General features: G+C 62.2%; 26 protein-coding genes. 13 read left to right on the plus strand and 13 right to left on the minus strand.

Annotation, left to right across the window (positions count from 1 at the left end):
* Positions 1–70: 70 nt before the first annotated feature.
* Genes HU748_RS08500 through HU748_RS08520 form a run of 5 tightly spaced genes read left to right on the plus strand, consistent with a single transcriptional unit; the run spans position 71 to position 5,626 of the window.
* Entirely contained in the window at positions 71–1,717 is a 1,647-nt protein-coding gene (locus HU748_RS08500) for an AMP-binding protein (protein ID WP_186720058.1), read from the plus strand.
* Positions 1,718–1,729: 12 nt separating this feature from the next.
* The gene (locus HU748_RS08505) at positions 1,730–2,497 is read left to right on the plus strand and encodes an SDR family NAD(P)-dependent oxidoreductase (RefSeq protein ID WP_186708030.1); all 768 of its coding nucleotides are present in this window, start codon (positions 1,730–1,732) and stop codon (positions 2,495–2,497) included.
* 12 nt (positions 2,498–2,509) lie between these two features.
* A complete protein-coding gene (locus tag HU748_RS08510; RefSeq protein ID WP_186666156.1) occupies positions 2,510–3,703 on the plus strand; it encodes an acetyl-CoA C-acyltransferase in 1,194 nt (397 codons plus the stop codon).
* 8 nt (positions 3,704–3,711) lie between these two features.
* On the plus strand, positions 3,712–4,839 hold the full coding sequence (locus HU748_RS08515; RefSeq protein ID WP_186666155.1) for an acyl-CoA dehydrogenase: 1,128 nt from the start codon (positions 3,712–3,714) through the stop codon (positions 4,837–4,839).
* Between the two features lie 13 nt (positions 4,840–4,852).
* Positions 4,853–5,626, plus strand: coding sequence for an enoyl-CoA hydratase (locus tag HU748_RS08520; RefSeq protein ID WP_186666154.1), 774 nt, complete (start codon positions 4,853–4,855; stop codon positions 5,624–5,626).
* 36 nt (positions 5,627–5,662) lie between these two features.
* Here HU748_RS08520 and HU748_RS08525 read toward each other — a convergent pair whose 3' ends face one another.
* Positions 5,663–10,192: a DUF6543 domain-containing protein gene (locus HU748_RS08525; protein ID WP_186720060.1), complete on the minus strand. Its 4,530-nt coding sequence runs from the start codon at positions 10,190–10,192 to the stop codon at positions 5,663–5,665.
* A gap of 371 nt (positions 10,193–10,563) precedes the next feature.
* Between HU748_RS08525 and HU748_RS08530 the strand changes: the two genes are divergently transcribed.
* Both HU748_RS08530 and HU748_RS08535 read left to right on the plus strand, forming a co-directional pair.
* Positions 10,564–10,968: a TraR/DksA C4-type zinc finger protein gene (locus tag HU748_RS08530; RefSeq protein ID WP_186666151.1), complete on the plus strand. Its 405-nt coding sequence runs from the start codon at positions 10,564–10,566 to the stop codon at positions 10,966–10,968.
* Between the two features lie 187 nt (positions 10,969–11,155).
* The gene (locus tag HU748_RS08535) at positions 11,156–11,350 is read left to right on the plus strand and encodes a hypothetical protein (protein ID WP_186666663.1); all 195 of its coding nucleotides are present in this window, start codon (positions 11,156–11,158) and stop codon (positions 11,348–11,350) included.
* On the opposite strand, the gene HU748_RS08540 is transcribed toward HU748_RS08535, so the two are convergent.
* Positions 11,347–11,544 (minus strand): hypothetical protein, encoded by a 198-nt coding sequence (locus HU748_RS08540; RefSeq protein WP_186666683.1) that lies wholly within the window; start codon positions 11,542–11,544, stop codon positions 11,347–11,349. The two genes, HU748_RS08535 and HU748_RS08540, sit on opposite strands and share 4 nt — an antisense overlap.
* Positions 11,545–11,858: 314 nt before the next feature.
* On the opposite strand from HU748_RS08540, the gene HU748_RS08545 reads away from it, so the two are divergent.
* Positions 11,859–12,329, plus strand: coding sequence for a hypothetical protein (locus HU748_RS08545; protein WP_186666150.1), 471 nt, complete (start codon positions 11,859–11,861; stop codon positions 12,327–12,329).
* Positions 12,326–12,538 (plus strand): hypothetical protein, encoded by a 213-nt coding sequence (locus HU748_RS08550; protein WP_186666149.1) that lies wholly within the window; start codon positions 12,326–12,328, stop codon positions 12,536–12,538. The genes HU748_RS08545 and HU748_RS08550 overlap by 4 nt, the downstream gene beginning before the upstream one ends.
* Before the next feature lie 30 nt (positions 12,539–12,568).
* Here HU748_RS08550 and HU748_RS08555 read toward each other — a convergent pair whose 3' ends face one another.
* From HU748_RS08555 to HU748_RS08585, 7 genes are all read right to left on the minus strand, one after another.
* Positions 12,569–12,934 carry a Na+/H+ antiporter subunit G gene (locus HU748_RS08555; protein ID WP_186720062.1) on the minus strand — a complete coding sequence of 122 codons (366 nt, stop codon included), beginning with the start codon at positions 12,932–12,934 and terminating at the stop codon, positions 12,569–12,571.
* Positions 12,931–13,209 (minus strand): K+/H+ antiporter subunit F, encoded by a 279-nt coding sequence (locus tag HU748_RS08560; protein ID WP_054894322.1) that lies wholly within the window; start codon positions 13,207–13,209, stop codon positions 12,931–12,933. The genes HU748_RS08555 and HU748_RS08560 overlap by 4 nt, the downstream gene beginning before the upstream one ends.
* Complete coding sequence (locus HU748_RS08565) at positions 13,206–13,694, minus strand: Na+/H+ antiporter subunit E (protein ID WP_186708040.1); 489 nt, start codon at positions 13,692–13,694, stop codon at positions 13,206–13,208. Before HU748_RS08565 ends, HU748_RS08560 begins: the two co-directional genes overlap by 4 nt.
* Positions 13,691–15,367: a monovalent cation/H+ antiporter subunit D gene (locus HU748_RS08570; RefSeq protein WP_186666146.1), complete on the minus strand. Its 1,677-nt coding sequence runs from the start codon at positions 15,365–15,367 to the stop codon at positions 13,691–13,693. The genes HU748_RS08565 and HU748_RS08570 overlap by 4 nt, the downstream gene beginning before the upstream one ends.
* Positions 15,364–15,708 carry a Na+/H+ antiporter subunit C gene (locus HU748_RS08575; protein ID WP_186666145.1) on the minus strand — a complete coding sequence of 115 codons (345 nt, stop codon included), beginning with the start codon at positions 15,706–15,708 and terminating at the stop codon, positions 15,364–15,366. The genes HU748_RS08570 and HU748_RS08575 overlap by 4 nt, the downstream gene beginning before the upstream one ends.
* Positions 15,708–18,620, minus strand: a complete 2,913-nt coding sequence (locus HU748_RS08580) for a monovalent cation/H+ antiporter subunit A (RefSeq protein ID WP_186666144.1) — start codon at positions 18,618–18,620, stop codon at positions 15,708–15,710. Before HU748_RS08580 ends, HU748_RS08575 begins: the two co-directional genes overlap by 1 nt.
* Positions 18,621–18,770: 150 nt before the next feature.
* Positions 18,771–19,721 (minus strand): DMT family transporter, encoded by a 951-nt coding sequence (locus tag HU748_RS08585; protein ID WP_186666143.1) that lies wholly within the window; start codon positions 19,719–19,721, stop codon positions 18,771–18,773.
* Positions 19,722–19,804: 83 nt separating this feature from the next.
* On the opposite strand from HU748_RS08585, the gene HU748_RS08590 reads away from it, so the two are divergent.
* Complete coding sequence (locus tag HU748_RS08590) at positions 19,805–20,368, plus strand: helix-turn-helix domain-containing protein (protein WP_186720064.1); 564 nt, start codon at positions 19,805–19,807, stop codon at positions 20,366–20,368.
* A 9-nt stretch (positions 20,369–20,377) separates the two neighbouring features.
* Here the strand turns inward: HU748_RS08590 and HU748_RS08595 are convergent, their stop codons facing one another.
* Positions 20,378–20,926, minus strand: a complete 549-nt coding sequence (locus HU748_RS08595; protein WP_186666141.1) for a cysteine hydrolase family protein — start codon at positions 20,924–20,926, stop codon at positions 20,378–20,380.
* An 85-nt stretch (positions 20,927–21,011) separates the two neighbouring features.
* Here HU748_RS08595 and HU748_RS08600 point away from each other — a divergent pair, with 85 nt between their 5' ends.
* Positions 21,012–21,995 carry a helix-turn-helix domain-containing protein gene (locus tag HU748_RS08600; protein ID WP_186720066.1) on the plus strand — a complete coding sequence of 328 codons (984 nt, stop codon included), beginning with the start codon at positions 21,012–21,014 and terminating at the stop codon, positions 21,993–21,995.
* Here HU748_RS08600 and soxR read toward each other — a convergent pair.
* A complete protein-coding gene (gene soxR, locus HU748_RS08605) occupies positions 21,965–22,456 on the minus strand; it encodes a redox-sensitive transcriptional activator SoxR (protein WP_186720068.1) in 492 nt (163 codons plus the stop codon). The genes HU748_RS08600 and soxR overlap by 31 nt on opposite strands.
* 87 nt (positions 22,457–22,543) lie before the next feature.
* On the opposite strand from soxR, the gene HU748_RS08610 reads away from it, so the two are divergent.
* Positions 22,544–22,924, plus strand: coding sequence for an antibiotic biosynthesis monooxygenase (locus HU748_RS08610; protein ID WP_186666137.1), 381 nt, complete (start codon positions 22,544–22,546; stop codon positions 22,922–22,924).
* A gap of 159 nt (positions 22,925–23,083) precedes the next feature.
* A complete protein-coding gene (locus tag HU748_RS08615; RefSeq protein ID WP_186666135.1) occupies positions 23,084–24,892 on the plus strand; it encodes an aminopeptidase P family protein in 1,809 nt (602 codons plus the stop codon).
* 46 nt (positions 24,893–24,938) lie between these two features.
* On the opposite strand, the gene HU748_RS08620 is transcribed toward HU748_RS08615, so the two are convergent.
* On the minus strand, positions 24,939–25,220 hold the full coding sequence (locus HU748_RS08620) for a hypothetical protein (protein ID WP_054894309.1): 282 nt from the start codon (positions 25,218–25,220) through the stop codon (positions 24,939–24,941).
* Positions 25,221–25,404: 184 nt separating this feature from the next.
* A complete protein-coding gene (rhtA, locus tag HU748_RS08625; protein WP_186720070.1) occupies positions 25,405–26,292 on the minus strand; it encodes a threonine/homoserine exporter RhtA in 888 nt (295 codons plus the stop codon).
* Positions 26,293–26,740 lie beyond the last annotated feature (448 nt).

A 26,740-nucleotide genomic window follows, 5' to 3' on the forward strand; every position in this document is an offset into this window, starting at 1 on the left:
AAGCTCAGGCAGCGCGACTATCGTCGGACCAAGGGTTCAACTCCAACAACAAGAAACCAGGAGTCCGACGATGCGTGATTACGCCGAGGCCGCGCGAGCATTCGAATATGCCCGGGTTGCCGCAGCCGCCTTGCAGGGCAACCTGCAGGCACTCAATGCCTGTGTCGAGTGCTGTGACCGGCATGTAGGAGGCAACCTGCCTGCGCTGATCTGTGAAGACCAGGAGGGTAACGGCGCACGCTACAGTTTCGAGCAACTGCAGGCCATGGCGGCACGCATGGGCAATGTCCTGAAGGATCAGGGCGTGGGGCCCGGGGACCGGGTCGCCGGCCTGATGCCACGTACCGTCGAACTGCTGGTGACGATTCTGGCGACCTGGCGCCTGGGGGCGGTGTACCAGCCGTTGTTCACCGCGTTCGGCCCCAAGGCCATCGAGCACCGCCTGGAGCAGTCCCATGCCCGGGTGGTGGTCACTGATCGCAACAACCGCCCCAAGCTGGACGATGTCAGCGGATGCCCGACGATCATCACGGTCGGTGCCGCAGCGCACGAGCTGGATTTCCAGCAGGCGTTAGAGGCAGCGAGCGATCACTGCGAGCCGGTAATGCGCAGCGGCGACGACCCCTTCCTGTTGATGTTCACGTCCGGCACCACAGGGCCGGCCAAACCGCTCGAGGTCCCGCTGCGCGCGATTATCGCCTTTCAGGGCTACATGCGCGATGCCATCGACCTGCGCCCCGACGATACCTTCTGGAACCTGGCCGATCCGGGTTGGGCCTATGGCCTGTACTACGCTGTCACCGGCCCACTGGCGCTGGGACATGCCACCACCTTCTACGATGGTCCGTTCAGCGTCGAGAGCTGTGCACGGATCATCGACAAGCTGGGCATCAGCAACCTGGCCGGCTCGCCTACCGCCTATCGCCTGCTGATCGCAGCCGGTGAGGCGTTCTCGGCACCGATCCAGGGGCGCCTGCGGGTGGTCAGCAGTGCCGGTGAGCCGCTCAATCCCGAGGTGATCCGCTGGTTCGCCGAGGCCTTGAACGTGACCATCCACGATCACTATGGCCAGACCGAGTTGGGCATGGTGTTGTGCAACCACCATGGCCTGGTGCATCCGGTGCACTTGGGATCGGCTGGTTTCGCCATCCCCGGGCATCGCATCGTGGTGCTGGACGAAGCCGGCAACGAGCTGCCGGCCGGTCAGCCAGGGATACTGGCAGTCGACCGCGAGCAATCGCCGCTGTGCTGGTTTGGCGGTTACCACGGCGTCCCCACCAAGGCGTTCATCGGCAAGTACTACCTTTCCGGCGATACCGTCGAGCTCAACACCGACGGCAGCATCAGCTTCGTCGGTCGCAGCGACGATGTGATCACCACCTCCGGCTATCGCGTCGGCCCGTTCGATGTGGAGAGCGCGCTGATCGAACACCCGGCGGTGATCGAGGCGGCGGTGGTGGGCAAGCCTGACCCGCAGCGTACCGAGCTGATCAAGGCCTTCGTGGTGCTGGCTGCAGACCATAGCGCCAGTCCCGAGCTGGAAGAGGCCCTGCGCCAGCATGTGCGCCAGCGCCTGTATGCCCACGCTTACCCGCGTGAAATCGAATTCGTTGGCGAGCTGCCCAAGACTCCGAGCGGCAAGCTGCAACGCTTCATCCTGCGCAATCAGGAAATCGCCAAGCAACGCGCTGCGCAGGCCACCCCTGCTGGCGCCTGAAGGAAAACCTCCATGAACGTTCAACGCAAAAGTTTCATCGTCACCGGCGCCGCCTCTGGGCTGGGCGCCGCTACCGCACACATGCTGGTCGAGGCCGGCGCCCGTGTGATGCTGGTCGACCTCAACGCCGAGGCGGTCGAAGCCAAGGCGCGGGAGCTGGGTGACAACGCCCGTTTCGCAGTGGCCGACATCAGCAACGAGCAGGCCGCCCAAGCGGCGGTCGAGGCTGCCGTCAACGCCTTCGGCGGCCTGCACGGGCTGGTCAACTGCGCCGGTATCGTCGGCGCCGAAAAGGTCTTGGGCAAACAGGGACCGCATGGCCTCGCAAGCTTTGCCAAGGTGATCAACGTCAACCTGGTCGGCAGCTTCAACATGCTGCGCCTGGCCGCTGCGGCCATGGCTGAAGGGCCTGCGGACGAGGGGGGGGAGCGGGGCGTGATCATCAATACCGCCTCCATCGCCGCCTATGACGGGCAGATCGGCCAGGCGGCCTATGCCGCCTCCAAGGGCGCGATTGCCAGCCTGACACTGCCGACCGCCCGTGAACTGGCGCGCTTCGGTATCCGCGTGATGACCATCGCCCCCGGCATCTTCGAAACACCGATGATGGCGGGCATGACCCAGGAGGTGCGTGACTCGCTCGCCGCAGGCGTTCCCTTCCCACCACGCCTTGGGCGCCCGCAGGAGTACGCCGCGCTGGCCCGCCACATCATCGAGAACAGCATGCTCAACGGCGAGGTGATTCGCCTCGACGGCGCACTGCGCATGGCTGCCAAGTAAGGAGAAATACCCATGACCCTCGCCAACGATCCGATTGTCATCGTCAGTGCCGTGCGCACGCCCATGGGTGGCCTGCAGGGCGACCTGAAAAGCCTCACCGCACCGCAACTGGGCAGCGTGGCGATCCGTGCTGCAGTCGAGCGGGCCGGCCTCGATGCCGGCAGTGTCGAGCAGGTGCTGTTCGGTTGCGTGTTGCCCGCCGGACTCGGCCAGGCACCGGCGCGTCAGGCGGCGCTGGGTGCTGGCCTGGACAAGCACACCACCTGCACCACCCTGAACAAGATGTGCGGTTCCGGCATGCAGGCGGCGATCATGGCCCATGACCTGCTGCTGGCCGGCAGTGCCGATGTGGTGGTGGCAGGTGGCATGGAAAGCATGACCAACGCCCCGTACCTGCTGGACAAGGCTCGCGGTGGCTATCGCATGGGCCATGGCAGGATCATCGACCACATGTTCATGGACGGCCTCGAGGATGCCTACGACAAAGGCCGCCTGATGGGCACCTTCGCCGAAGATTGCGCCCAGGCCGGCGCCTTCAGTCGCGAGGCCCAGGATAACTTCGCCATTGCCTCGCTGACCCGCGCCCAGGACGCGATCAAGAATGGCCGCTTCAGCGCCGAGATCGTGCCGGTTGAGGTCACCGAGGGCAAGGAGAAAAGGGTTATCAAGGACGACGAACAGCCGCCCAAGGCCCGTCTGGACAAGATTCCCCAGCTCAAGCCGGCCTTCCGCGAGGGGGGCACGGTGACCGCTGCCAACTCCAGCTCCATCTCCGACGGCGCCGCGGCCCTGGTACTCATGCGCCGCAGTGAAGCCGACAAGCGTGGCCTCAAGCCGCTGGCGGTGATCCACGGTCACGCAGCCTTCGCCGATACGCCTGCGCTGTTCCCGACCGCGCCGATCGGCGCCATCGACAAGCTGGTCAAACGCACTGGCTGGAGTCTGGCGGATGTGGATCTGTTCGAGATCAACGAAGCCTTTGCCGTGGTCACCCTGGCCGCGATGAAGCACTTTGACCTGCCCCACGACAAGGTCAACATCCATGGCGGCGCCTGTGCCCTGGGCCATCCGATCGGCGCTTCCGGCGCGCGCATCCTGGTGACGCTGCTGTCGGCCCTGCGCCAGAACAACCTGCGCCGCGGTATCGCGGCCATCTGCATCGGCGGCGGCGAAGCCACGGCGATCGCGGTCGAATGCCTGTACTGAGGTGAGCCATGCTGGTAACTGACGAGCAACAACAGATCGCCGATGCGGTGAAGGACTTCGCCCAGGAGCGCCTCAAGCCGTTTGCCGAGCAATGGGACAAGGCGCATCGCTTCCCGCGCGAGGCCATCGATGAGATGGCCGGGCTTGGCCTGTTCGGGATGCTGGTGCCGGAGCAGTATGGTGGCAGCGACACCGGCTATGTCGCCTACGCCATGGCCCTGGAAGAGATCGCCGCCGGCGACGGGGCCTGCTCGACCATCATGAGCGTACACAACTCGGTGGGTTGCGTGCCGATCCTGAAGTTCGGCACCGAAGCGCAGAAGCAACGTTACCTGGTGCCGTTGGCCAGCGGCGCGATGCTCGGTGCCTTCGCCCTCACCGAGCCCCAGGCGGGCTCCGATGCCAGCAGCCTGAAGACGCGTGCGCGCCTGGAGGGCGATCACTACGTGCTCAATGGCAGCAAGCAGTTCATCACTTCCGGCCAGAACGCCGGGGTGGTGATCGTCTTCGCGGTCACCGATCCCGAGGCGGGCAAGCGCGGGATCAGTGCGTTCATCGTGCCCACCGACACGCCGGGCTATCAGGTGGTGCGGGTTGAAGAAAAACTCGGCCAGCACGCCTCCGACACGTGCCAGATCGTCTTCGATGATGTGCGGGTGCCGGTGGCCAATCGCCTGGGTGAAGAGGGGCAGGGCTACAAGATCGCTTTGGCCAACCTCGAGGGCGGACGTATCGGCATCGCTTCGCAGGCCGTCGGCATGGCCCGTGCGGCGTTCGAGGTCGCGCGTGACTACGCCAAGGAGCGCCAGAGCTTCGGCAAGGTACTGGTCGAGCACCAGGCCGTGGCCTTCCGTCTGGCCGACATGGCCACGCGCATCGCCGTGGCCAGGCAAATGGTGCTGCATGCGGCAGCCCTGCGCGATGCCGGGCGCCCGGCATTGGTGGAAGCGTCGATGGCCAAGCTTTTCGCCTCGGAAATGGCCGAAAAGGTCTGTTCGGATGCCTTGCAGACGCTCGGCGGATATGGCTATCTGAAGGACTTCCCGCTGGAGCGCATCTATCGCGATGTGCGGGTTTGCCAGATCTACGAAGGCACCAGTGACATTCAGCGCATGGTCATTGCGCGCAATCTTTGAAGGAGCAGCTTGCATGGCATTCGAAACAATCCTGCTGGACATCCACGGCAAGGTCGGCCTGATCACCCTCAACCGTCCCCAGGCGCTCAATGCCCTGAACGCGCAGATCGTGGCCGAGATCAACCAGGCCCTGGATCAGCTCGAGCGTGATCCGAACATCGGTTGCGTGGTCCTGACCGGTTCTGCCAAGGCCTTCGCCGCGGGCGCCGACATCAAGGAGATGGCCGAGCTCAAGTACCCGCAGATCTATGTCGACGACCTGTTCAGCGACGCCGACCGCATCGCCAATCGGCGCAAACCGATCATCGCCGCGGTGTCGGGTTTTGCCCTGGGCGGTGGCTGCGAACTGGCGATGATGTGCGACTTCATTCTCGCCGGGGACAACGCCAAGTTTGGCCAGCCGGAGATCAACCTCGGCGTGCTGCCGGGCATGGGCGGAACCCAGCGCCTGACCCGCGCCGTGGGCAAGGCCAAGGCCATGGAGCTGTGCCTGACTGGCCGTCTGATGGGCGCAGAGGAGGCCGAGCGGGCAGGGCTGGTGGCGCGCGTGGTGCCCCAGGCCGAGCTGCTGGAAGAGGCGCTGAAGGTGGCGGCGACCATCGCCAGCAAGTCGATCCCGGTGAGCATGATGGTCAAGGAAAGCGTCAATCGTGCTTTCGAGGTGAGCCTGAGCGAGGGTGTGCGTTTCGAACGTCGCGTGTTCCACGCGGCGTTTTCCACGGAAGATCAGAAGGAAGGTATGGCAGCGTTCATCGCCAAGCGCGAGGCGCAGTTCAAGGACTGTTGAGGTCGAGGGGCAGCGCCAGGGCGCTGCCCTGCTGTTTCAGTCCGTGAAGAAGTATTGTTTCGCGTCGGCCAACGAGATCGGGCTGCGGTACACCTCTTCCTGATTCAGCGTCTGCGGGTTGGTGACCGTCTTGCCCTGGGCAAAGCGTTGACTGGCCAGCTTCAGATGGCCGGCAACGAAATCCACTTTGGCGGCGGTTTTCGAGCGATAGTGAAAGTGGGCGTACCAGATCGCCTGCTCGTCGTGCTGCACGACATATTCGTCGAGGAAATCAGCAGGCCTGCCCTTGACCTTGGTCAGGGCTTTGCGCGTGCCAACAGGGCTGATCGTCACCTGGTTCTGCTTGATCAGGAATTGCAGCTCACCCATGCGCGGTTTTTGCTTGAGTGCCGCTTTGGTACGCAGCCTGAGGCTTTCGGTCGTGAGCTGTGCCGCAAGGTCCTCGATCTCCTTGATGACGATCGCCGCGTCGCTGTCTGCGCTGGCCTCATCGGTGGCATTGTCCGCAGTGAGACGGCGTTCTATGGCCTCGCGGGCGCTGTCGAGGCTGGCGCGATGGTCGGTGAGAATTTCCTCTATCTCCACCGGCAGGTAGTTATTCGAGTACGACTTGCCTAGGCGTACCAGCTCCGTGCGTGCCGCAGCCATGCAGGACTTGCCGCTCTTGAGCAGGCGCTTGAGGTTGGGCGGTTGTGCCGGAACAGGTGCTGCCTCGGGCGCTGCTACTTCCAGCTCGACCCAGCGATCGTCCTGGAGTGTGTAGCTGCGAGAGGGTGTTTCACTTGCGGGGGTGGGGATGTCGACGATGTTCGGATTGCCTTCACGTACTGTACCTAGCAGGATGCCATGCTCCTGTGTCTCGATCAGCCCGGGCAGTTGCGCTCGCAGTTGCTGGACCGTGCTGACCGGGATGAACTCAGGGAGCTCGTCGGCCTCCTTGGCCACGTCGTTCGTGAACGCGTCGAAATCCTGTTCCATGCGCTTCAATTCATCATGGCTGCGCTCTGGGTCCATATGGCTGATCAGATTGTTCAGTTGTCGTCGAGCCGTTCTGAGCTGGCCGCTGATGCTGTACAGGACCCGGGCGGTAACTTCCTCTCCCGGGCTCTTCAACCTGGCCAGTTGCAGGTGCTGGGTGATGCTCATCTGCAGGTTGTTCCAGGCGCGCTTCATCCAGAAGGAGCCGTCCTCATCCAGTTGCTGGAGCATGGTCATGCGGTTGGTGCAGGCTTCGATGCGCATCCAGCGCAGCACCAGGTTCGAGGGAGGCTTGATGCCACCTTGGTCCACCACCTCGATGTAGCTGCTGATCTCGGGCTGGTGTTCGCTGCGCAGCTTTTCGAGTTGTGCTCTTTGCTCGGTGAGCAGGGAGCCGTGCTCTACCATCTGGTCCAGCAGCAACAGTATCTTCTCGATGCATTCGGTGAGGGTGGTGGCCTCTGCAGGGGTTATCTCATGGCCGCTGTTCTGCCGACCGTACATTTCGAGCATTCGAGCGCGCAGTGGTTCATGCAAGCGATTCAGTGCACGGAAGACCTCCTGTTCGCAGCGCACATGCTGGCTGAGGGCAAACGCTCGGCGGATCTTGTACTTCTCCAGTACTGCGCGCTCGTTGCGTTGTCTGAGGTGCTCCAGGTGTTGTCCCCAGAAAGTCGAGCATTCCTTGGCGGTCCCCAGGTACTTATGCAACGACGCTTCATCCTCCTTGCCCCCGACTTCCTTCACTGCATCGACCAGCATCTGCTGACGGCTTTGAGATTGCGCGCGTTCCTCGATGATTGTCGCGTTCAGCGTTGCCAGGGCCTTTGCGTTTTCGGCCCTGAGCTGTGTGATTCGCTTGCCCAGGGGCATGCCACCCTTGAGGTGCAGACGCAGGTCCAATCCCCAGCGGCCATCCTCCTCGCGGCGAATCCAGGGGCCCAGCTTGTCCGGGTTGGCGGTGTCGATGATGCGCTGACGCTGTGCGACAGGATCCAGTTGTACCTCGTAGACACTGCCGCCGAGTGAGACCCAGGTGCGTGCGTCATGCAGGAACAGGCCCTGCAATGCACCCTGAGGTATCGGAGGCCCCAGTTCGTCGATCTCATAGGGCGCCCGCAGCGCCAGCAGCGACTGACGCTGGGCACTGTCGAGCTTGAACAAAGGATTGCTCCAGGAGAAATCGGCCAGAGGATCGGCGCTCCCGTTTACCAGCGTCGGCAGCTGATCGCGGTTGGGCGTGGCCAGCGGGTCGACGATAGGGGGCTCCAGCGGTCGTTGTAGGTCGATCCTTCGACGAGCATGGGCGAACAGCAGTGTGGCGAGGTTCAGCAACAGTTCCACCAGGCTGGCGGCACGGTCACTGGTGTCCTGTGGCCGGTCGCTGGTTGCCTGGAGGAAAGTGGTTTCCATCTGCACGATCCAGCCCGCAGTAGCCACGGATTCGGGCGCGAAAGGCAGTACCGTATTGAGCAGCAGCCAACCCAGTGTCTGCCAGCGTGCCCAACGTGCCTGTTCGCTGCTTTGCGCATGGCTGCTGAATTGCGCAATGGTTTCCTCTACGCAGGCCTTGTACAGCGCTGATGCGGGGTCTGGGCAGGGTGGTTCGATTGACAGCGACGCAGGGGCGGGCTTGCCGAACGGCACCGCCCAATCGTCCTCTCCTGGATGAAACAGGTGCGGTTCGCGAAAACCGCCGTACGCGTATACCTTGCGCGCCTGTTCCGGGAGCCGTTGCAGGATGTCGTCCTGCAGGTCGCCAGGTGTGGCGAGCGCCTCGAACAGCGCCATGCGGTCCTGGAAGTACGACAGGGGGGTGGCCAGCAGCGGGCGATAGAGCAGGCATGGGCCACCATTGTAGGCATTCTGCTCGATCAGCCAGGTATTGCTCACAGGATCAGGGCTGGCATCGAGGCTCGACAGCAACGCGAAGGGTCGAAGGTACCACTGAGCCGACTGGGTCGGCGGGGTGGCAAACACTTCGGCGATCTCTCTGGAGAGGTCGGGGCCCGACGTCAGGCCGCGCAGGTTCAGGTCCATGACCAGCAGCGGCAACTGGCTGCGCAACTGTTTGCGCAGCAGCGCTGTGCGACGCTGTGCGGCTTGCGGGTCCTCGAGCAACTTGGCGCGCAGCATTTGCGGGTAGTGCTTTGCGATGTCCGCCTGGGTGATCAGTGCGCGTAGGTAGGATTCGTCGAACCATGCCGGCACGTCACTGCCATCTATGGATTCGACCACCACTTTGCCAGGTTGCAGCAGGCCCAGGTTGGCAATGGCCAATTGCGCGAGATCGAATCGTTCGACGTGAATGCTGCCACTGGTTACCAGGGAACCTGCCCCGGGTATTGCGACGGCAGTGACCTGATGGTTCGCGACGCGCAGTTGCTTGAGGTCAAGGTCGAAATCGGGATGGTTTTTCAGGATGCATTGGTAAAGCTTGGCATAGGCAAATGCCTGTGCGTCGAGAATACCGTCCAGCCAGCCCTTCCTGCCGGCGCCTTCGTAGGTCTGTGCGATATCGGTCAGTACCAGGGCATAGCGCTGCAGTTGCTCCGGTTGTGCGTTGCGTAACCACACCGGCAACTCCGCGGCCAGGCGGTCATGGGCTGCAGTGTCGTCGATACCGCATAGGCTCAGCATCGAGGTGATGCGGTCGAGCGCCAGTGCGAGTTCGTTGGGGCGTTGAAGTCGGTCGGGTATCGAAGTGACAGTGAGTGAGCCATGCAACTGTTGCTGTAACAGGCCGCTGGCCTGGTTGTCGAACGGTCGACCGGGGATTCCGATCAGGCGCATCATTTTCAGTGCAGGCGGTAATACGGCGGGTAGACGCCGCCTGGCCCGGGCCAGCATCGCGTTACGGCTTTGATACTGCAGTAATCGACCACTGGTGGTGAACAGCAAGGTGACCGCCTCTTTATCTTCAGAGGCCGGGCTTTCGATCAACAAGGCACTGGCAAGGTCCGGGTCGAGTTGCCAATTGTCCAGCATATCCAGGCGCACGTTGTGCAGAACGGGATCCTGAGTATCCGAGGTGCCGTCCAGCAGTTGTTGGGCAACCGCCAGCGTCCTGTCGTCCATCCACTGCTCCTTGCGGTGCTCGTCCAGTGCTTTTTTGTAGCGCTCACGCAGGTATTGGCTGCACCATTGCCAGGGCGACTTGCCGTCATGTTTGTCTGCATCCACCCAATAGTCAGTCAGCGCCTGGCGATATTCCTTTAGTAGAAACGGTGCGGTTTCGTTGATCAGGGCCTCGATCGGGTGCAGTGGGGTTTCCAGTGTCTTGTCGTCAAGGCCTGGCTGAGTTTGGACCAGTGTGTCTTGCAGTGGTGTGAGGTTAAGGGTCGTCTTGAGGATGTGGCGCTGTATCAGCATGCTGGTCAGGGAATGCTGGTAGGGGGCTGTACCGGCCTTGCCTGTGCTGCGAATGGACAAGGTCGCAGGATCGAGTGAGGGATCCAGTTTGCAGGCCAGCCATTGCTGCCTGAGCATACGACTGGCTACATCCTGAAGCGAGGGTCTTGTCTGGAAGTGCTTGGCAATCTCGCAATCCAGGTCACCGACCTGTGGGTGGGGGCTAGAAAGGCTCATGGCCGAGGTTCCTTTATGAAGGGGAACCCCAGATGATCATCGTCGACAGGTGGGGTAGAGGTAGCTTGTCACTACCTGGAGCGGGGCGTTCGGCGTTGCAGCTGCAGGCTGACAGCATGGCGCTGTTGTTGCATATTATCGGGGCGTGCGTTGCCATCCGTGCTGGTGCCCACCCCCGGGTATGATCCTGGGGTAATCCGTCCGATTCGGCAGATTCCTCTGTCATTTCTGTTGCCCCACGGGGCCGCGCACCTTAGACTGCCGCCCCCTGTAAAAGAGTGCCGGTTGGCGCTTGAAGAATTCCGTTGCCTGCGAGCCATCGCCGGTGGCACCCGAATCGCCCAAATGCACATTTTTTCATAGAGAAATCGATGACCAAGGAACAGTTGCTGGCCATGTCGGCCGATGACTACATGAATGCCGATCAGCTCGGGTTCTTTAGCGCGCTGCTGCAAGCGATGAAAGTCGAGACCCATGAGCGCATCGAGCTGAGCCGCGCCACCATCGAAAGCTTGGACACGCCTTCTGATCCGGCCGACGTGGCCTCGGTCGAAGAAGAGCGTCATTGGCTGGTCAATGCCATCGAGCGCGATCAGCGCCTGCTGCCGCAGCTGGAGATGGCCCTGGGCCGTATTGCTGACGAGAGCTTTGGCTGGTGCGATGACAGCGGCGAGCCGATTGGGCTGCAACGCTTGCTGATCAGCCCGACCACCAAATACTGCATCGAAGCCCAGGAGCGTCACGAGCAGCTCGACCGCCACCAGCGGCAGATCTGAACGGACACACTCGGCGCAAGGCCCTGCGGAGCAATCCGCGGGGCCTTTCGCGTTTCCGTAGGGGCTGAAAACATGTCGATTTGTTGCGATTGATGCAATACAGCTCTACGGGCGAGTGCTTTTTCTCGGCTTTGGAGGATCGTATTCTACCCATGTAGTTAGCTTGCTAATTAAGTGGAGAGAAATGATGCAATCCCGGGTCAATGTGGCAGTGATGATAGGTTCCGGCGTACCTGCGATGCTGCGGGCCCGAGGGCAACGGGCGTGCTGGGTGGTGTTGGTCGATGGCGAGCGTCGTGGTACTGCCTTCGCCAGCCGGGCTGAAGCGTTGGAGTGCCAGGCCGCCTGGTTGCAGCAACTGGCGAAGGGATATGCGGCTTAGCGGTCCAGGCTTCGCGCCAGCTCGCAGGCTGCCAGGTGGCTGCGGCGAAACCCCATGACCCGGCCAGTGGTACGCTCGGTGATGTGGAAGAACGCGACGCCGGCGGGAATTACCACGAAACGTGCGACGTTGCGTAGAGGTCGGATGTAAGAAATGTTCGAGACCTCTCGACGGATTTCGGTGTTTTCGTGCATATTCTTTCCCCTGTAAATGCATGGACGAATATCGGACCCATTCTGCCGAGGGGCCTGGCTTTATCTATTGCATCTTTTCTGGCGGCATTGTTGTCAGACAAAACTGTTCCCCATGCGGGATCTATGCCGAGTGTTCTCCAGGGGTTTTGTTGGCGTGCGAGTGTAAAAAATCCTACTTGCCGTATCGATGAGCCCCGCAGACGCTTCAAGCATTGTGTCACTAACCTTTCAGACATCACTTTGAAATGGCCGCCGCGTCACGCCTTCACGACTTCGTGTGGCGGCGGGAAACAACCGGTTCGAGGATCACTTCATTGGCAGTCAGTACTCTGGATACCCACGCCCTGTTCGCTTTGGGCGACTTGCGGGCCAAGTTGGTCAAGCTCTTTCAGGGCCGTTTCATCTACGTCACCGAGCAGAACCCCGATGGCCTTTACATGGCCGAGATCGATACCGACAACGCGATGGTTGTCGACGACAAGCAACGTCTGGAACTGAAGGTCGGGGATCACTTCCGTGCCGCCGTCCTGCCCAGCCGCGAAGGTGGCAAGCTCGAGCTGCGTTTTCGCGAGATCAAGTTCAATGTATATGGGGTGGGTGACTATGCGTTCGTCTCGGTGCCCGAGGGCGACGGCATTGTCTTCCGTGACGGGCAGGGCGTGATGCTTGTGTTCGCTGCCCAGTCCCAGGTGGCGGAAGGCCTGGGCAAACTGCTCAAGGCGGTGACCGGCAAGGTCGCCAAATGGCGCAAGGGCGAGCTGACCACTTTCAAGGCCAGTGAATGAGTGGCGACGATGCGTTGCCTGCGGGGCGCGCCGAGTTTCACCAGCGTCACAAGGCGCAAGCCATTCGGGACGCCGAGCGCCTGATCGCCCATCGAGCACAGTTGAAAGAAGGCTGGCTGGCCTGGGTAGCGGGTGAGCTCTATCGGCTCGGCCCGCCTCCTTATGTGGCCATGGTGCGGCGCGAGCTGCAGCGCCTGACCCAGCACTGACAGCGTTGACCATTCAGATCCGACTGGCGCTCAGTTGCCCCGGTCGCCACCGCTGCTGACCTCATCCGGCACCTGCTCTCCAGACATGCGTTTGCGGAACAGGGCGGCCCGCGCGAGCAACAGCGTAGTCACCGGCACGGTAATCGACAGCAGGATCGGTATCAGCCAGGCATGCAGCACCGGCCCCTGCTTGAGACCGGAAAAGTACAGGATTGAGGCGAGGCTGACGCACCAGGCGCCGATGGTCGAGGCCAGTGCCGGGGGATGCATGCGTTGGAAGTAATCCTTCAGGCGCACCAGTCCGATTGCACCGACCAAAGCGAACAGGCTGCCTGCAAGCAGCAGTACGGCCGTGGCAAGCTCCAGCCAGAACGGTAGTTCGACAGTCTGGATCATTCGATCACCTCTCCGCGCAGCAGGAACTTGGCCAGGGCAAAGGAGCCGACGAAACCGAACAGGGCGATCAGCATCGCACCTTCGAAGTAGGTATCACTGGCATAGCGGATGCCCAGTACCAGCATCATCAGCATGGCCAGGATGTACAGGTAGTCCAGCGCCAGGACCCGGTCCTGCGCCGAAGGGCCGCGGAACACCCTGACCAGCGCCAGGGCCATGGCGATGATGAAGATGAACAGGCTGGCGAGAATGGCGTTGGCGAGCAGGCCAGTCATTCGAAGATCTCCATCAGCGGGCGTTCGTAGGTGTGCTTGAAGTGTTCGATGAAGGCGGCTTCGTCGTCCAGGTCGAACACATGCAGCAACAGGATGCTGCGATCCAGGGCCAGCTCTGACCAGACCGTGCCGGGCACCACTGTGGTGATCATCGACAGGGCGGCTAGGCCATGGGCGTCGCGCAGCGACAGGGGGATGTGCACGAAGGCAGAACGTGGTGGATGGCTGCTGGCTCGCAGCACGCCTCGGGCAACCTGCAGGTTGGAGAGGATCACATCCAGGCCCACACGGCCGATCAAGCGTGCAATCACCAGCGGGCGGCGGATATGGGCGTGTTGCGGGCGCAATGGCGCCATCAGCACGGGTGCAAGGATGCCGAGGGCGGCGCCAAGCAGCAGATTGCCAGGGCTGACGGAAAGGTTCAGCACCAGCCACAGCACGAACAGTGCCAGTGACAGTAGCGGGGCGGGGAACAGCCGGTTCATGGTTGTACCTGCGTCATGGTGGTCGGCCCAGGCACGGGGCGGGTGGACATCACCGCTTGGATATAGGCGTCGGGTGCCTGCAGGCCAGCGGCGGTGTCCTGGGTGTAGCGCAGCAGCGGCTCGGCCTGGATGCTGAGGGCAATGCACAGCCCCAGCAGTAGCACGATCGGTACGCATTCATAGCGGCGCAGCAATGGCGATGGCCGCTCCTCCGGTTTCCAGAAGCGCTGGATGCCCACGCGGCCGAAGGCGATCAGCGATGCCATGCCCGATAGCAGCAACAGGGCTACCAGGCACCAACCCGCCGCTGACAGGGGCTGCTCGGGTGGCATGCCCAGGCCTTGCGGGTTGAACAGTGCGCTGATCAGGTTGAGCTTGCCGATGAAGCCGGACAGCGGCGGCATGCCAATGATCAGCAGTGCGCAGGCGATGAAGCTCAAGCCTAGGAAGGCCATGGTCCAGGGAATGATCTGACCGATCACTGCCTTCTGCTCGTCGTCGAGGTTGATGCCCTTGGGTGGGTGCAGGGACTCGAGCGGCGGCGGGATGGCGTCCTCTTCGTCGTCCAGGGGCGCTTCGTTGGCCGAGCGCGAGCGCTCGATCAATTCGGCCAGCAGGAACAAGGCGCACAAGGCCAGGGTGGAACTGGTGAGGTAGAACAGTGCCGCGCCGGTGAGGGCCGCCTGACCAAAACCGACCGAGGCCAGCAACGTGCCAGCCGAGACCAGGATGCTCAGCGCGGCGAGACGCTCCAGGCGCTGGGCGGCGAGGATCGAGACGGCAGCCACCGCGAGGGTGACGAGGCCGCCGTACACCAGCCATTCCCCACCGAAATTCGCCGAGGCGCCTGCCTGGCCCGAGAACAGTAACGTCCACAGACGCAGCACTGCGTACAGGCCGACCTTGGTCATGATGGCGAACAGTGCAGCGACCGGTGCGCTGGCCGAAGAGTAGGCAGGCACCAGCCAGAAGTTCAGCGGCCAGACACCGGCCTTGACCAGGAATGCCATGGCCAGGATCGCCGCTCCGGCGTGCAGCAAGCCGCGATCGGCCTCTGCAACCAGCGGGATCTTAAGTGCCAGGTCGGCCATGTTCAGTGTGCCCGTCACGCCATAGAGCATGGCCGCGCCGACCAGAAACAGCGACGAGGCGAACAGGTTGATGGCGATGTAGTGCAGCCCGGCCCTGACCCGCGCGCGTCCCGAACCGTGCAGCAACAGACCGTAGGACGCCGCCAGCAGTACCTCGAAGAACACGAACAGGTTGAAGAGATCGGCGGTCAGGAACGCGCCGTAAAGGCCCATCAGCTGAATCTGGAACAGTGCGTGGAAGCTGGCGCCGGCACCGTCCCAGCGGGCACGGGCGAACAGCAGGGCGCTGACGCCGATGACTCCGGTCAGGGTAAGCAGCAGTGCGGACAGGTGATCGAGTACCAGCACGATACCGAACGGCGCCGGCCAGTTGCCGGGCAGGTAGACGCCGATGGACTCGGCCTGGCCCTGGCCGCGTACCCACATCAGCAGCGTCACGGCGATACCCAAACCGATCAGGCTCGACAGCAGGTTCAGGCGCGCCTTGAACTGGCGGTGCTTTTCGCCGATCAGCAGCATGATCGCAGCGGTTACCAGTGGTAGCAGGATCGGGGCGACAATCAGTTGATTCATCCAGCTCATTCCTCACGCTCCCGGCCATCGACATGGTCGGTGCCGGTCAGGCCACGCGAGGCCAGCAGGACCACCAGGAACAGGGCAGTCATGGCGAAGCTGATGACGATGGCAGTCAACACCAGTGCCTGCGGTAGCGGGTCGGTGTAGTTCAGCAGGTCCTGTGGGACGCCGTCCTTGATGATCGGCTCCTTGCCGATGAACAGGCTACCCATGCTGAAGATGAACAAATTGACGCCGTAGGAGAGCAGGCACAGGCCCATGATGACCTGGTAGGTCCGTGGGCGCAGTACCAGCCAGACTCCGGAGGCGGCCAGTACGCCGATGGCGACTGCGATGACTTCTTCCATCAGGCGGCTCCTGTCTGGCTGGATTTAGGATGGCCTGGGCGATAGGCACGTACCGATTGGTGTGCCAGGGCGGTCAGGATCAAGAGCGTGGAGCCGACAACCACGGTGTACACGCCGATATCGAAGAACAAGGCGCTGGCGACATGGATGTCACCGAGCAACGGCAGATGCAGGTGCGCAGTGTGGGTGGTGAGGAACGGATAACCCAGCAACATGGCGACCGCGCCGGTGAGCGTGGCGCACAGCAATCCGGTGCCCATCCAGCGCAGCGGCCGTAGGCTCATCTGAGCCTCGACCCACTGGGTGCCCGCGACCATGTACTGCAGGATGAACGCCACCGACATCACCAGCCCGGCGACGAAGCCGCCGCCTGGTTGGTTGTGGCCACGCATGAACAGGTACATCGAGACCAGCAGGGCGATCGGCAGCAGCAGACGTACCAGCACTGCAGGCACCATCATGAAACCCAGTGCGGTGTCGGTCACATGCCGTGGGTTGACCAGGTCGGTGATCACGTCCGGCGCCAGTTGGCGCTGCTGTGTCGGCAACTGCATGCTTTCTTTCGGCGGGCGGAAGCGGCGCAGCAGGGCGAAGACCGTTAGCGCCACTGCGACCAGCACAGTGATTTCACCCAAGGTATCGAAGCCGCGGAAGTCCACCAACATCACATTGACCACGTTGGTGCCGCCGCCTTCGGGGAGTGCGCGGCTCAGGTAGAACGATGAGATGTCGTTGGGCGTGGGGCGCGTCAGCATGGCGTACGACAGCAGCGCCATACCGCCGCCGACCAGCACTGCAAGTAGCAGGTCGCGCAGGCGTCGCAGGCGTGCACGCTCCTGGCTACCAGGCAGGGGCGAGACACCCTCGATTCGGCGCGGCAGCCAGCGCAGGCCCAGCAGGATCAGCACCGTGGTGACGACTTCGACCACCAGCTGCGTGAGTGCAAGGTCAGGAGCAGAGAACCAGACGAAGGTGATGCAGGTCATCAAGCCGCAGACGCTGACCATGATCAGCGCCGCCAGACGGTGGTACTTGGCCTGCCAGGCTGCGCCGATAGCACAGGCAATTGCTATCAGCCACATGGCGACGAATACACCGGACCCGGGGATCTTGGGGCGGTCCCCCCAACTGATGCCGCTGTACAGCATGGGCGTCAGCCCGGCGAGGAAGGCGGCAACGACCAGCATGAACAACTGGGTCTGCAGGCGGCGGCTGGTCAACAGCCCTTCTAGGTGCCGGGCCAGCAGCATCAAGCGTACCAGTCCATGCTCGAACAGCCGCTTGCCATTGAAGCGTTCGATCAGCGGCGGGTAAGGGAAGCGGCCCAGGCGCAATTGTTTGCGCAGTAACAGGTAGAGCACTACGCCGCCGCACATGGCGATCAGGCTCATGATCAAAGGCGCGTTCCAGCCGTGCCAGATGGCCAGGCTGTATTCTGGCAGCGTGCCGCCTACCACCGGCAACGCTGCGGCAGCCAGCAGCGGGCCGACCGACTGGGCAGGGAAGATGCCAACTACAAGGCAGGTCAGGACCAGCAACTCGACCGGAGCGCGCATCCAGCGCGGTGGTTCGTGCGGTGTATGCGGAAGGTCCTGGGCGGTCGGACCGAAGAATACGTCGACCGTAAAGCGTAGGGCGTAGGCAACACTGAACGTGCCTGCGAGGGTGGCGATCACCGGCAAGGCGGCCTCGACCCAGGCACTGGAAGTAATGAATACGGTTTCGGCGAAGAACATTTCCTTGGAAAGGAAGCCGTTCATCAGAGGCACGCCGGCCATGGAGGCACTGGCGACCATGGCCAGGGTGGCGGTATAGGGCACCAGGCGTATCAGTCCGCTGAGACGGCGGATGTCGCGGGTGCCACTTTCATGGTCGATGATGCCGGCGGCCATGAACAGCGAGGCCTTGAACGTGGCGTGGTTGAGAATGTGGAACACCGCCGCAACTGCTGCAAGAGGGCTGTTCAGGCCAAGCAACAGGGTGATCAGGCCCAGGTGGCTGATGGTCGAATAGGCCAGCAAGCCCTTGAGGTCATTCTGGAACATCGCCGCGAAGGCACCGAGCAGGAGGGTACAGGCGCCTGCCCCGCCGACGATCCAGAACCACTCCTCGGTGCCCGACAGCGTTGGCCATAGGCGTGCCAGCAGGAATACCCCGGCCTTGACCATGGTCGCCGAATGCAGATAGGCCGAGACTGGCGTGGGAGCAGCCATGGCATGCGGTAGCCAGAACTGGAAGGGAAATTGCGCACTCTTGCTCAGGGCACCGATCAGGATCAGCGGTAGCAACACAGGATAGAGCGCGTGCTGGCGGACGGTTTCGCCAGCGGCCAGGACCTTGTCCAGGTCATAGCTGCCGACCACATGGCCGAGCAGCAAGGCGCCGACCAGCAGGCACAAGCCACCTGCGCCCGTGACCATCAGCGCCATGTAGGCACCGCGGCGGGCATCGCTGCGGTGGTGCCAGTAGCCGATGAGGAGGAAGGAGAACAGGCTGGTCAGCTCCCAGAAGAACACCAGCTGAATCAGGTTGCCGGAAATCACCAGCCCGAGCATTGCGCCCATGAAGGCCAGGAAGAAGGCGAAGAATCGGGGCACGGGGTCTTGGGGCGACATATAGTAGCGCGCATACAGCGACACCAGCGTACCGATACCCAGCACTAGCAGCGAGAACAGCCAGGCGAAGCCATCCATGCGCAGCACGAGGTTGAGCCCGAGGCTGGGCAGCCAGAGGAATTCTTCGCGGATCACGCCGCCATGGGCGATCTGCGGGTACAGCAGCGCTACCTGGACAGTGCCGACCAAGGCCACGAGCCCGGCGAGAATGGACTCGGCGTTACGCGCATTGTGCGGCAGCACGGCTGCCAGGCAACTGCCGATGAAGGGCAGAAGCAATAGCACTATCAAAGACATAGCGTTCTAATCTACAGAGGTTTGCCATGGATCATACGTGCCACGCTGGTGATCACCAACACGCAAGCTGTGGCAGAATCCTACAAAAGCGCTGTGACAAGCTGTTTTTTTATAACAGTTTTTTTCAGAGCATAGCCGCTGATCAGGAGTTCAACGCCCTGTCTCGCTTTCGCTTGGCGTCAGGCCTTGCGGCTCTGGAAGGGAATCGCGATCGCGGCGAATCTTCAGTTCGCTGACGACTACGGCGATCACGATCAGCAGGCCACCAATAAGCGCCACACCTGGCAAGCGGTCCCCTGCGATACGGCCAACGATGCCGGCCCAGACGGGTTCGCCGGCATAGATCAGTGTGGCGCGGGTTGGCGAGACGGATTTCTGCGCCCAGTTCATCGCTACCTGGATTACCGCGCTCATGGCACCCAGGCCAAGGGCACTGGCCAACAGCAGCCAGGAAAAGTCCGGAATGCGTTCCTGGGTTGGAACGATCATCAGGAATGATAGCGCCGAGGCAGTTGCCAGTTGCACCACGGTGACCCGGCGCACGTCGACCTTGCCGGCATAACGACTGATCAGGATGATCTCGCCGGCGATGGCCACGGCGCTGACCAGGGTCACGATTTCGCCTTCGCTGAAATGCAGCGCACCGCCCTCAGGGCCGGCCAGCAGCATCAGTCCGACGAAGGCCAGGCAAATACCGATGCTTGGCATCAGGCCGGGCCGACGCCCCAGCACCAACCACTGCAGCAGCGGCACAAAAGGCACGTAGAGTGCCGTGATGAAGGCCGATTGGCTGCTACTGATGGTTTGCAGGCCCATGGTCTGCAAGCCATAGCCGAGCATGATCGATACACCGATCACCACGCCAGCTTTCAACTCGGTGAACGTCAGGCCCGAGAGCGCTCTCGCCGATACCAACCCGACGAAAAATGCCGCTGCCGCAAACCGCAGGCCGACGAAGAACATCGGTCCGCTCACGGCCATGACGTTGTGCACGATCAGGAACGTGCCGCCCCAGAGCATGGTGATGAACACCAGCACCCATTCGGCTTTGCTCAGGCGAAAGGATACGGACGGCCGTTGGCTGCTGGTGGTTTGGGTCATGGTCTTGCGCACTCGGAAGGGGCGGCGCACAATCGCCGCAAAGTGGGCAGTATACTGCGCAATCCCTACCAGTGAGCAATATAGTGCACAAAGATTCTTCGCACCGTGCTTCGGTGCTGCAGCACGTCAGTCAGAACATTCGCCGCTTGCGTAACGACAAAGGGCTTAGCCAGACTGCTCTGGCCGAACACTCTGGTGTGAGTCGGCGCATGCTGGTCGCCATCGAGGCGGGCGAGAAGAACGTCAGCCTCACCACCCTCGACCTGATCGCCGAAGCGCTGGGGGTGGCGTTCAGTACGCTGATCCAGGCGCCCGAGCAGCGCGATCCTACACGCATCAACGAGCTGGCCTGGGCCGGCGAGCAGCCTGATAGCCGCGCAGTGCTGCTGGGTAGCAGCCCGGCGCGGCGCGAGGTCGAGCTCTGGGAATGGACCCTGGCACCGGGCGAGCACTATGCCAGTGAGGCTGACGCCGAGGGTTGGAGCGAGCAGATCTATGTGGCCGAGGGCTGCCTGACGCTGTTGATCGAAGGGGGTGAACTGCACCTGCGCGCTGGGGAGTTCCACATCTTCCCCAGCGACTGCCGCTATGCCTACCGCAACGACGGCGACCAGCCCACGCGCTTCGTGCGTAATGTGGTGATCTGAATCCCCCGCCTACCTGGCCAGCAGCGTGTCGGTACTTTCGACAGTGGCAAAGGCGAAGGCCAGCGCTGCCATGGCTGAGTCGTGCACATGCGATGCGGGCACCGTCTGTCCATTGAACTCCAGGGCCAGCGTAGCGCAGGCGTCGTGCGCCACCGAGACCTGGTAGCCGAAGTCAGAGGCGGCGCGGGTGGCCGAATCGATGCACATGTGGCTCATGGCGCCGACGATGGTCAGTGCTTTCACCTCATGCTTGTCGAGCAGCGATTTGAGCTCGGTGTCGCGAAACGCGTTGACCTGATGCTTGAGTACCACCGGCTCGTTGCTGACCGGCAGCACCTTGGCGTGGATCTCGGCGCCTGGCGAGCCGGGGGCGAAGAACGGCGCATCGGCTGATTCGAACTCGTGACGCACATGCACGACCAGGTCGCCGCGCTTGCGGGCAGCGGCGAGCAGGCGGGCAGCGTTGTCGGCCGCCGCGTCGGCGCCATCGAGAGTCCATTTGCCACCGGGGAAGTAATCGTTCTGGATATCGATGAGAATCAGGGCCTGTTTGTTCATGTCGCGTGCCTCCTTGGGCGTGGTCGTGGTGTGACGATAGTTATAGGCTTGAACGAACTACATGAGGATTGGCGCGATCGACACAATGACGGCAAAAACTGACATCGGCGTAGGCCTGGAAATCGGCGTGCTGGTCTATCCCGAGGCGCAACGTGCCGCCGTGCATGGATTGACGGATCTGTTCACGGTCGCCAGTCGGGTCGCCTGCGAACTCGGTGGTGGGGAGCAGCTGCGGATCCGCGTCAGCCACTGGCAACTGGATCAGGCCGGCGAACTCTGCGAGGTTTACGACAGCCTGCCGGGCGTGCCCCATGATCTCAAGGTATTGGTAGTGCCGCCCAGTCTTGGTCCGGCACCTGCACCTGCGCTGCTCGAGCGGCACCGCGCGCACTTGTGCCAATGGCATGCACGCGGCACGGTGCTCGCGTCGGTGTGCATCGGCGTGTTCTTCATCGCGGCCAGTGGCCTGCTGGACGGGCGCTCGGCGAGCACCCACTGGAACTACGCCCAGACCTTGGTCGAGCGCTATCCCCAAGTACGTGCCGACGCCAGCGTATCGGTACTGGACGACGGTGACATCATGACGTCGGCCGGCCTGATGGCCTGGACCGAACTTGGGCTGCGCCTGCTGGAGCGTTTCCTTGGTGCGACTCTGGCGCGCGAGACCGCCCGCTACCTGGCGGTCGATCCGGTACCGACCCCGCTGCCCGGTGCGTTGTTCGCGCCGAGGCTGGATCACGGCGATGAAGCCGTGCTGAAGGTGCAGCACTGGCTGCAGGGGAGTGGCGCGCAAGAAGCCAATCTGGCAAGCATGGCCGGATGTGCCGGGCTTGAAGAGCGTACATTTCTGCGACGCTTTCGCGCGGCGACTGGGCTGCGTCCTACGCAATACTGCCAGCAGGTCCGGGTGGGGCGTGCCTGCCGCCTGCTGGAGTTCACCCGGCGCAGCGTCGACCAGATTGCCTGGGGCGTGGGCTACCAGGACCCCGGTGCCTTCCGTAAGGTGTTCCAGCGCATCACTGGCCTTACACCCAGTGACTACCGGCGACGTTTCGCTGTGGTTGCCTGAGCGTCCGCGCCTAGCGGGTGAGGCCCAGGACCTTGCTGGGCGAGACGGTCGTGGTGGTTGCGCAGCGGACATTCCTTCAAAGACATACAGCCGCAGCCGATACAACCATCCAGCTGGTCGCGCAGCATCATCAGTTCTTCGATGCGGTGGGTCAGGTCTTCTCGCCATTGCGCGGAGAACCGCTGCCAGTCTTCGGCGGTCGGTGTGTGCCCTTTGGGCAGTGTATTGAGCGCCTCGGCGACGTGTGCCAGCGGCACCCCGAGGCGCTGCGCCATCTTGATCACCGCTACCCGGCGCAGCATGGCCCGTTCGAAGCGGCGCTGGTTGCCGTTGTTGCGCGTGCTGTGGATCAGTCCCTTGCTTTCATAAAAGTGCAGCGCGGTCACCGCGACGCCGCTGCGCGCCGCCAACTGACCTACGCTGAGCAGGCGCTCCGGTGCCGCCACAATCTGGCTGGGCATGTCGAAATATTCCTTGACCTTGACTTAACTCGAGGTTTTACCCTGCTCGCCATCACGCTGCAAGTACCCCGAGCAAGGAGACTGTTCATGGCGGCCACCCCCCATTCCCTATGGTTTACCCAGATGATCGAGTACGAAGTGCCGGCGATTCGGCAACAGGCCCTGGCCGAGGCTTTGGTCCTGCGGGCCGAGGAGATCGCCAGCCGTTGCGATGGTCTGCTGGGTGTCAGCATTCAGGCCAGTGTCGATGGCAGCCGAGTGCTGCAGTACCTGCAATGGCAATCGCGCCAGGAGTGGGCGGCTGCCGCGTCCTGTTTCGTCGAAGAGCCGTTCCTCGACCTGTTGCAGCGTCACCAGGCGCGCGGCGTCAACTTCACGGCCTACCAGACCCTGCGTAGCCTGGTGCGGGGCCTCGATGGCGGCTTGCACTGCGAGGTTGGTGAGGCCCAGGTTCATCAAGGGGCGTAGTACTGCATGCCATTACCGGCCAATCCTGTTGTTCGCGGGATTGGCAGGGGGCAGTCCGGGCAATCGCAAGGCTGTTGCGGACGATCCGATTGCGGGCGCTGACGGCGTGTTCCATTATCCCGATCTGGAACCGTCCAAGATGTGATCGCAGGAGAGCGCATGAACAGTCTGAACCCCCTTCAAAAATCCATACCGGCACGCCTGGCGCGTGTGCGCGAGGTCATGGTCAGGGAGGGTATCGATGCCCTGTTGGTGCCCTCAGCCGACCCACACTTGTCCGAGTATCTGCCCGGCCATTGGCAAGGGCGCCAATGGCTGTCTGGCTTCCAGGGCTCGGTCGGCACGCTGGTGGTGGCCGCGGGGTTCGCCGGGTTGTGGGTCGATAGCCGCTATTGGGAGCAGGCAGAGAAGGAGTTGGCGGGCAGTGGCATCGAGCTGATGAAGCTGCTACCGGGCCAGCCAGGTGCATTGGACTGGCTGGGTGAGCAGGTTGCCAGCGGCGGTGCTGTGGCAGTTGATGGTGCGGTCATGGCGCTGGCCTCTTCCCGTCAATTGGCAGAGCGCCTGAGCGCGCGCAATGTGAGGCTGTTGACCGATCGGGACCTGCTTGGTGAGGTCTGGAGTGATCGTCCGGCCTTGCCCGGCAACCCCGTCTATCAGCACCTGCCTCCCCAGGCTACGGCCAGTCGCGCGCAGAAGCTCGTTGAGCTGCGTCAGGCCCTCGACAGCAAGGGCGCTGACTGGCATTTCATCGCTACTCTGGACGACATCGCCTGGCTGTTCAATCTGCGTGGCAGTGATGTTTCGTACAACCCGGTGTTCGTTTCCTTCGCCCTGATTAGTCGTGATCAAGCCACGCTCTTCGTCGGTCAGGACAAGATCAATAGCCATCTGCGTCAAGTACTGGCTGCCGACGGTATCCAGGTGCGTGACTACGCGGAAGTTGGTCAGGCACTTGCGGGTCTCGTTGGCGGCACTCGCCTGCTGGTCGATCCGGCGCGTGTCACCCATGGCCTGCTGGACAATCTCGACGAGCGAGTCGTGCTGGTCGAGGGCATCAATCCGACCACGCTGAGCAAGTCGCGCAAGAGCGAGGCGGATCTGGTTCATATTCGCCAGGTGATGGAGCAGGACGGTGCAGCCTTGTGCGAGTTCTTCGCCTGGTTCGAGGCGAACCTTGGGCGCGAGACCATCACCGAACTGACGGTCGATGAGCAACTGAGCGCGGCACGTGCACGGCGTCCTGACTTCGTCTCGCTGAGCTTCTCGACCATCGCGGCGTTCAATGCCAATGGTGCCATGCCCCATTACCGCGCCACCGAGCAATCGCATGCGGTGATCGAGGGTAATGGCCTGCTGCTGATCGACTCGGGCGGCCAGTACCTGGGCGGGACCACCGACATTACCCGGATGGTGCCCATCGGTACACCCAGCCTGGAGCAGAGACATGACTGCACGCGGGTGCTCAAGGGAGTGATAGCGCTGTCGCGGGCGAGTTTCCCGCGGGGCATTCTTTCGCCGTTGCTCGATGCCATCGCCCGGGCACCGATCTGGGCCGATCAGGTCGACTACGGCCATGGCACCGGGCATGGCGTGGGCTACTTCATGAATGTGCACGAGGGGCCGCAGGTCATTGCTTATCAGGCGGCAACTACGCCGCAGACGGCCATGCAGGTCGGGATGATCAGTTCGATCGAGCCGGGCACATACAGACCTGGAGCCTGGGGCGTGCGAATCGAGAATCTCGTAGTCAATCGGGAGGCGGGCAGGAGCGCTTTTGGCGACTTCCTGGCCTTTGAAACCCTGACGCTTTGCCCGATCGACACACGGTGCTTGCTGCCCGAGCTGCTCGATGTTTCGGAGCGCCTATGGCTCAACCGTTATCACGAGACCGTGCGTGAGCGATTAGCGCCCCTGTTGCAAGGCGACGCACTGACTTGGTTGAGACTGCGTACGCAACCGGTCTGATCGACCGACTCGAACGAGAAAGGGCAGCCTGAGGCTGCCCTTTCGTTTATTTGCAGATGACGATCATGCTTCGGCTGGTGTAGCCGGCGGGGTTGATCCCGAACACGTAGTCGCCCGGTTCTTCGTCGCTGTCGCTGGAGCGAGCGATCACCTTGTACCCCTTGCTGCCGCAGGACGCCTGTGCATTGGCGTAGCACTTGTCCCAGGATGATGAAAGGCCGGAGCAGTTGATGTGCAGGCCTTTCTTCCCCCGCTTCACCTCGGTCTTGGCTGTAGCGGCACACCCAGCAATGGCCAAGATGGCCAGGATGAGAAAAATACGTTTCATTCCTGTCCTTATCTGGGCGGTGAGTAGTGTCCGCCCTTCTAGTGATGACTCGTTCTTCCTGAAATTCCCCTGCTTCCGTGCCCGGTTCAGTAGATCGTCTGAAGATGATGATGCCGTGACAGCTTAAACAGCCTGGCAGACAGGTACAAGGCTGAAGCTGTTCCAAATGAAAGTATTTCTCAAATCAATCAGCCGCTACGGGAGGGCTGCTTTCCTTGCGCATCGAGAGTGTGGCCCCTACCGAGGCAGTAATGATTGCCAGGATCGCCAGCCACTGGGTCAGGCTGAGAACTTCACCAAGGAACAAAAGCCCCGACAATGCGCCGAATGCGGGCTCGATACTCATCAGTGTGCCGAAGGTTCGCGCGGGCATCCGCGTCAGTGCGACCATTTCCAGGCTGTAGGGCAGGGCGGTAGAAAGGATTGCCACCGCAAGTGCGACCGGAATCAGCGCAGGGGTGAGCAAGGCGCTGCCGGCATGGGCGATGCCGATGGGAGCAACGAACAGCGCCGCGATCAATACGCCCAGGGCCGCAGTCTGAATGCCGTTTTCCGCGCCGGCTCGCTGGCCATATAGAATGTAGAGCGCCCAGCAGACGCCGGCACCCAAGGCGTAGGCCGCGCCGGTCAGGTCGAGGGATGCTCCCGTCTGGCCTGTCGGGATGAGCAGTAGCAGGCCGATGATGGCGAGCGCGATCCAGAGAAAGTCCAGGGCCCGGCGCGAAGCGAAGATCGCTACTGCCAGCGGACCGGTAAACTCCAGTGCTACGGCGATGCCTAGCGGAACGCTGCGCAATGACATATAGAAGAGGAAGTTCATCCCGCCCAAGGCCAGCCCATAGATGATGACGCTGCGCAGGGTGCTGGCATTAAACCTCGCGCGCCACGGACGCAGCAGCGCGAGCATGATGATGCTCGCAAAGATCAGGCGCAGTGTTGTGGTGCCCTGGGCGCCGACAACCGGAAACATGCTCTTGGCCAGTGATGCTCCGGACTGGATGGAGGCCATGGCAATCAACAGCAGGCCGATAGGGAACAGCGTAGCGGCCAGGCTGCGGGGCTGGGTGTTCATTTGGGGGAGACTGTCCTAATAAGAAGAAAGGGTGATCTGCGCAATATAGTGCGCAAATCCCGGTGGCGGGTGCAACTGCTCTTGAGGTATGCGCAGGCTAAGCCATTCATTCTGATTAAGATTTTGTGAAATAAAAGGTTGACGGCCTCTCAGATCCCCTTATAATGCGCCCCACTTCCGCAGCAAACGGAACGCAAAACTCCTTGTTAATCAACGAGTTAAGCGAGTTCGATGCGGCGTGAAGGGCTTCGATCATCTGATCGGCAGCGGTGAAAAAGGCAGTTGACAGCATCTTCGAGTGCTGTATGATTCGCCTCCCGCTACGAGAGATCGCAGCGAGTCAAGTGTTTGAAGCTAAACGAGTTTCTCGCGAAAAACTTCAAAATAAACGCTTGACAGGCAATGAGGAAAGCGTAGAATGCGCGCCTCGGTTGAGACGAAAAGCTCT

This window comes from Pseudomonas sp. RW3S2 (assembly GCF_014268955.1).
In the GTDB taxonomy this organism is placed as follows: domain Bacteria; phylum Pseudomonadota; class Gammaproteobacteria; order Pseudomonadales; family Pseudomonadaceae; genus Aquipseudomonas; species Aquipseudomonas wayambapalatensis.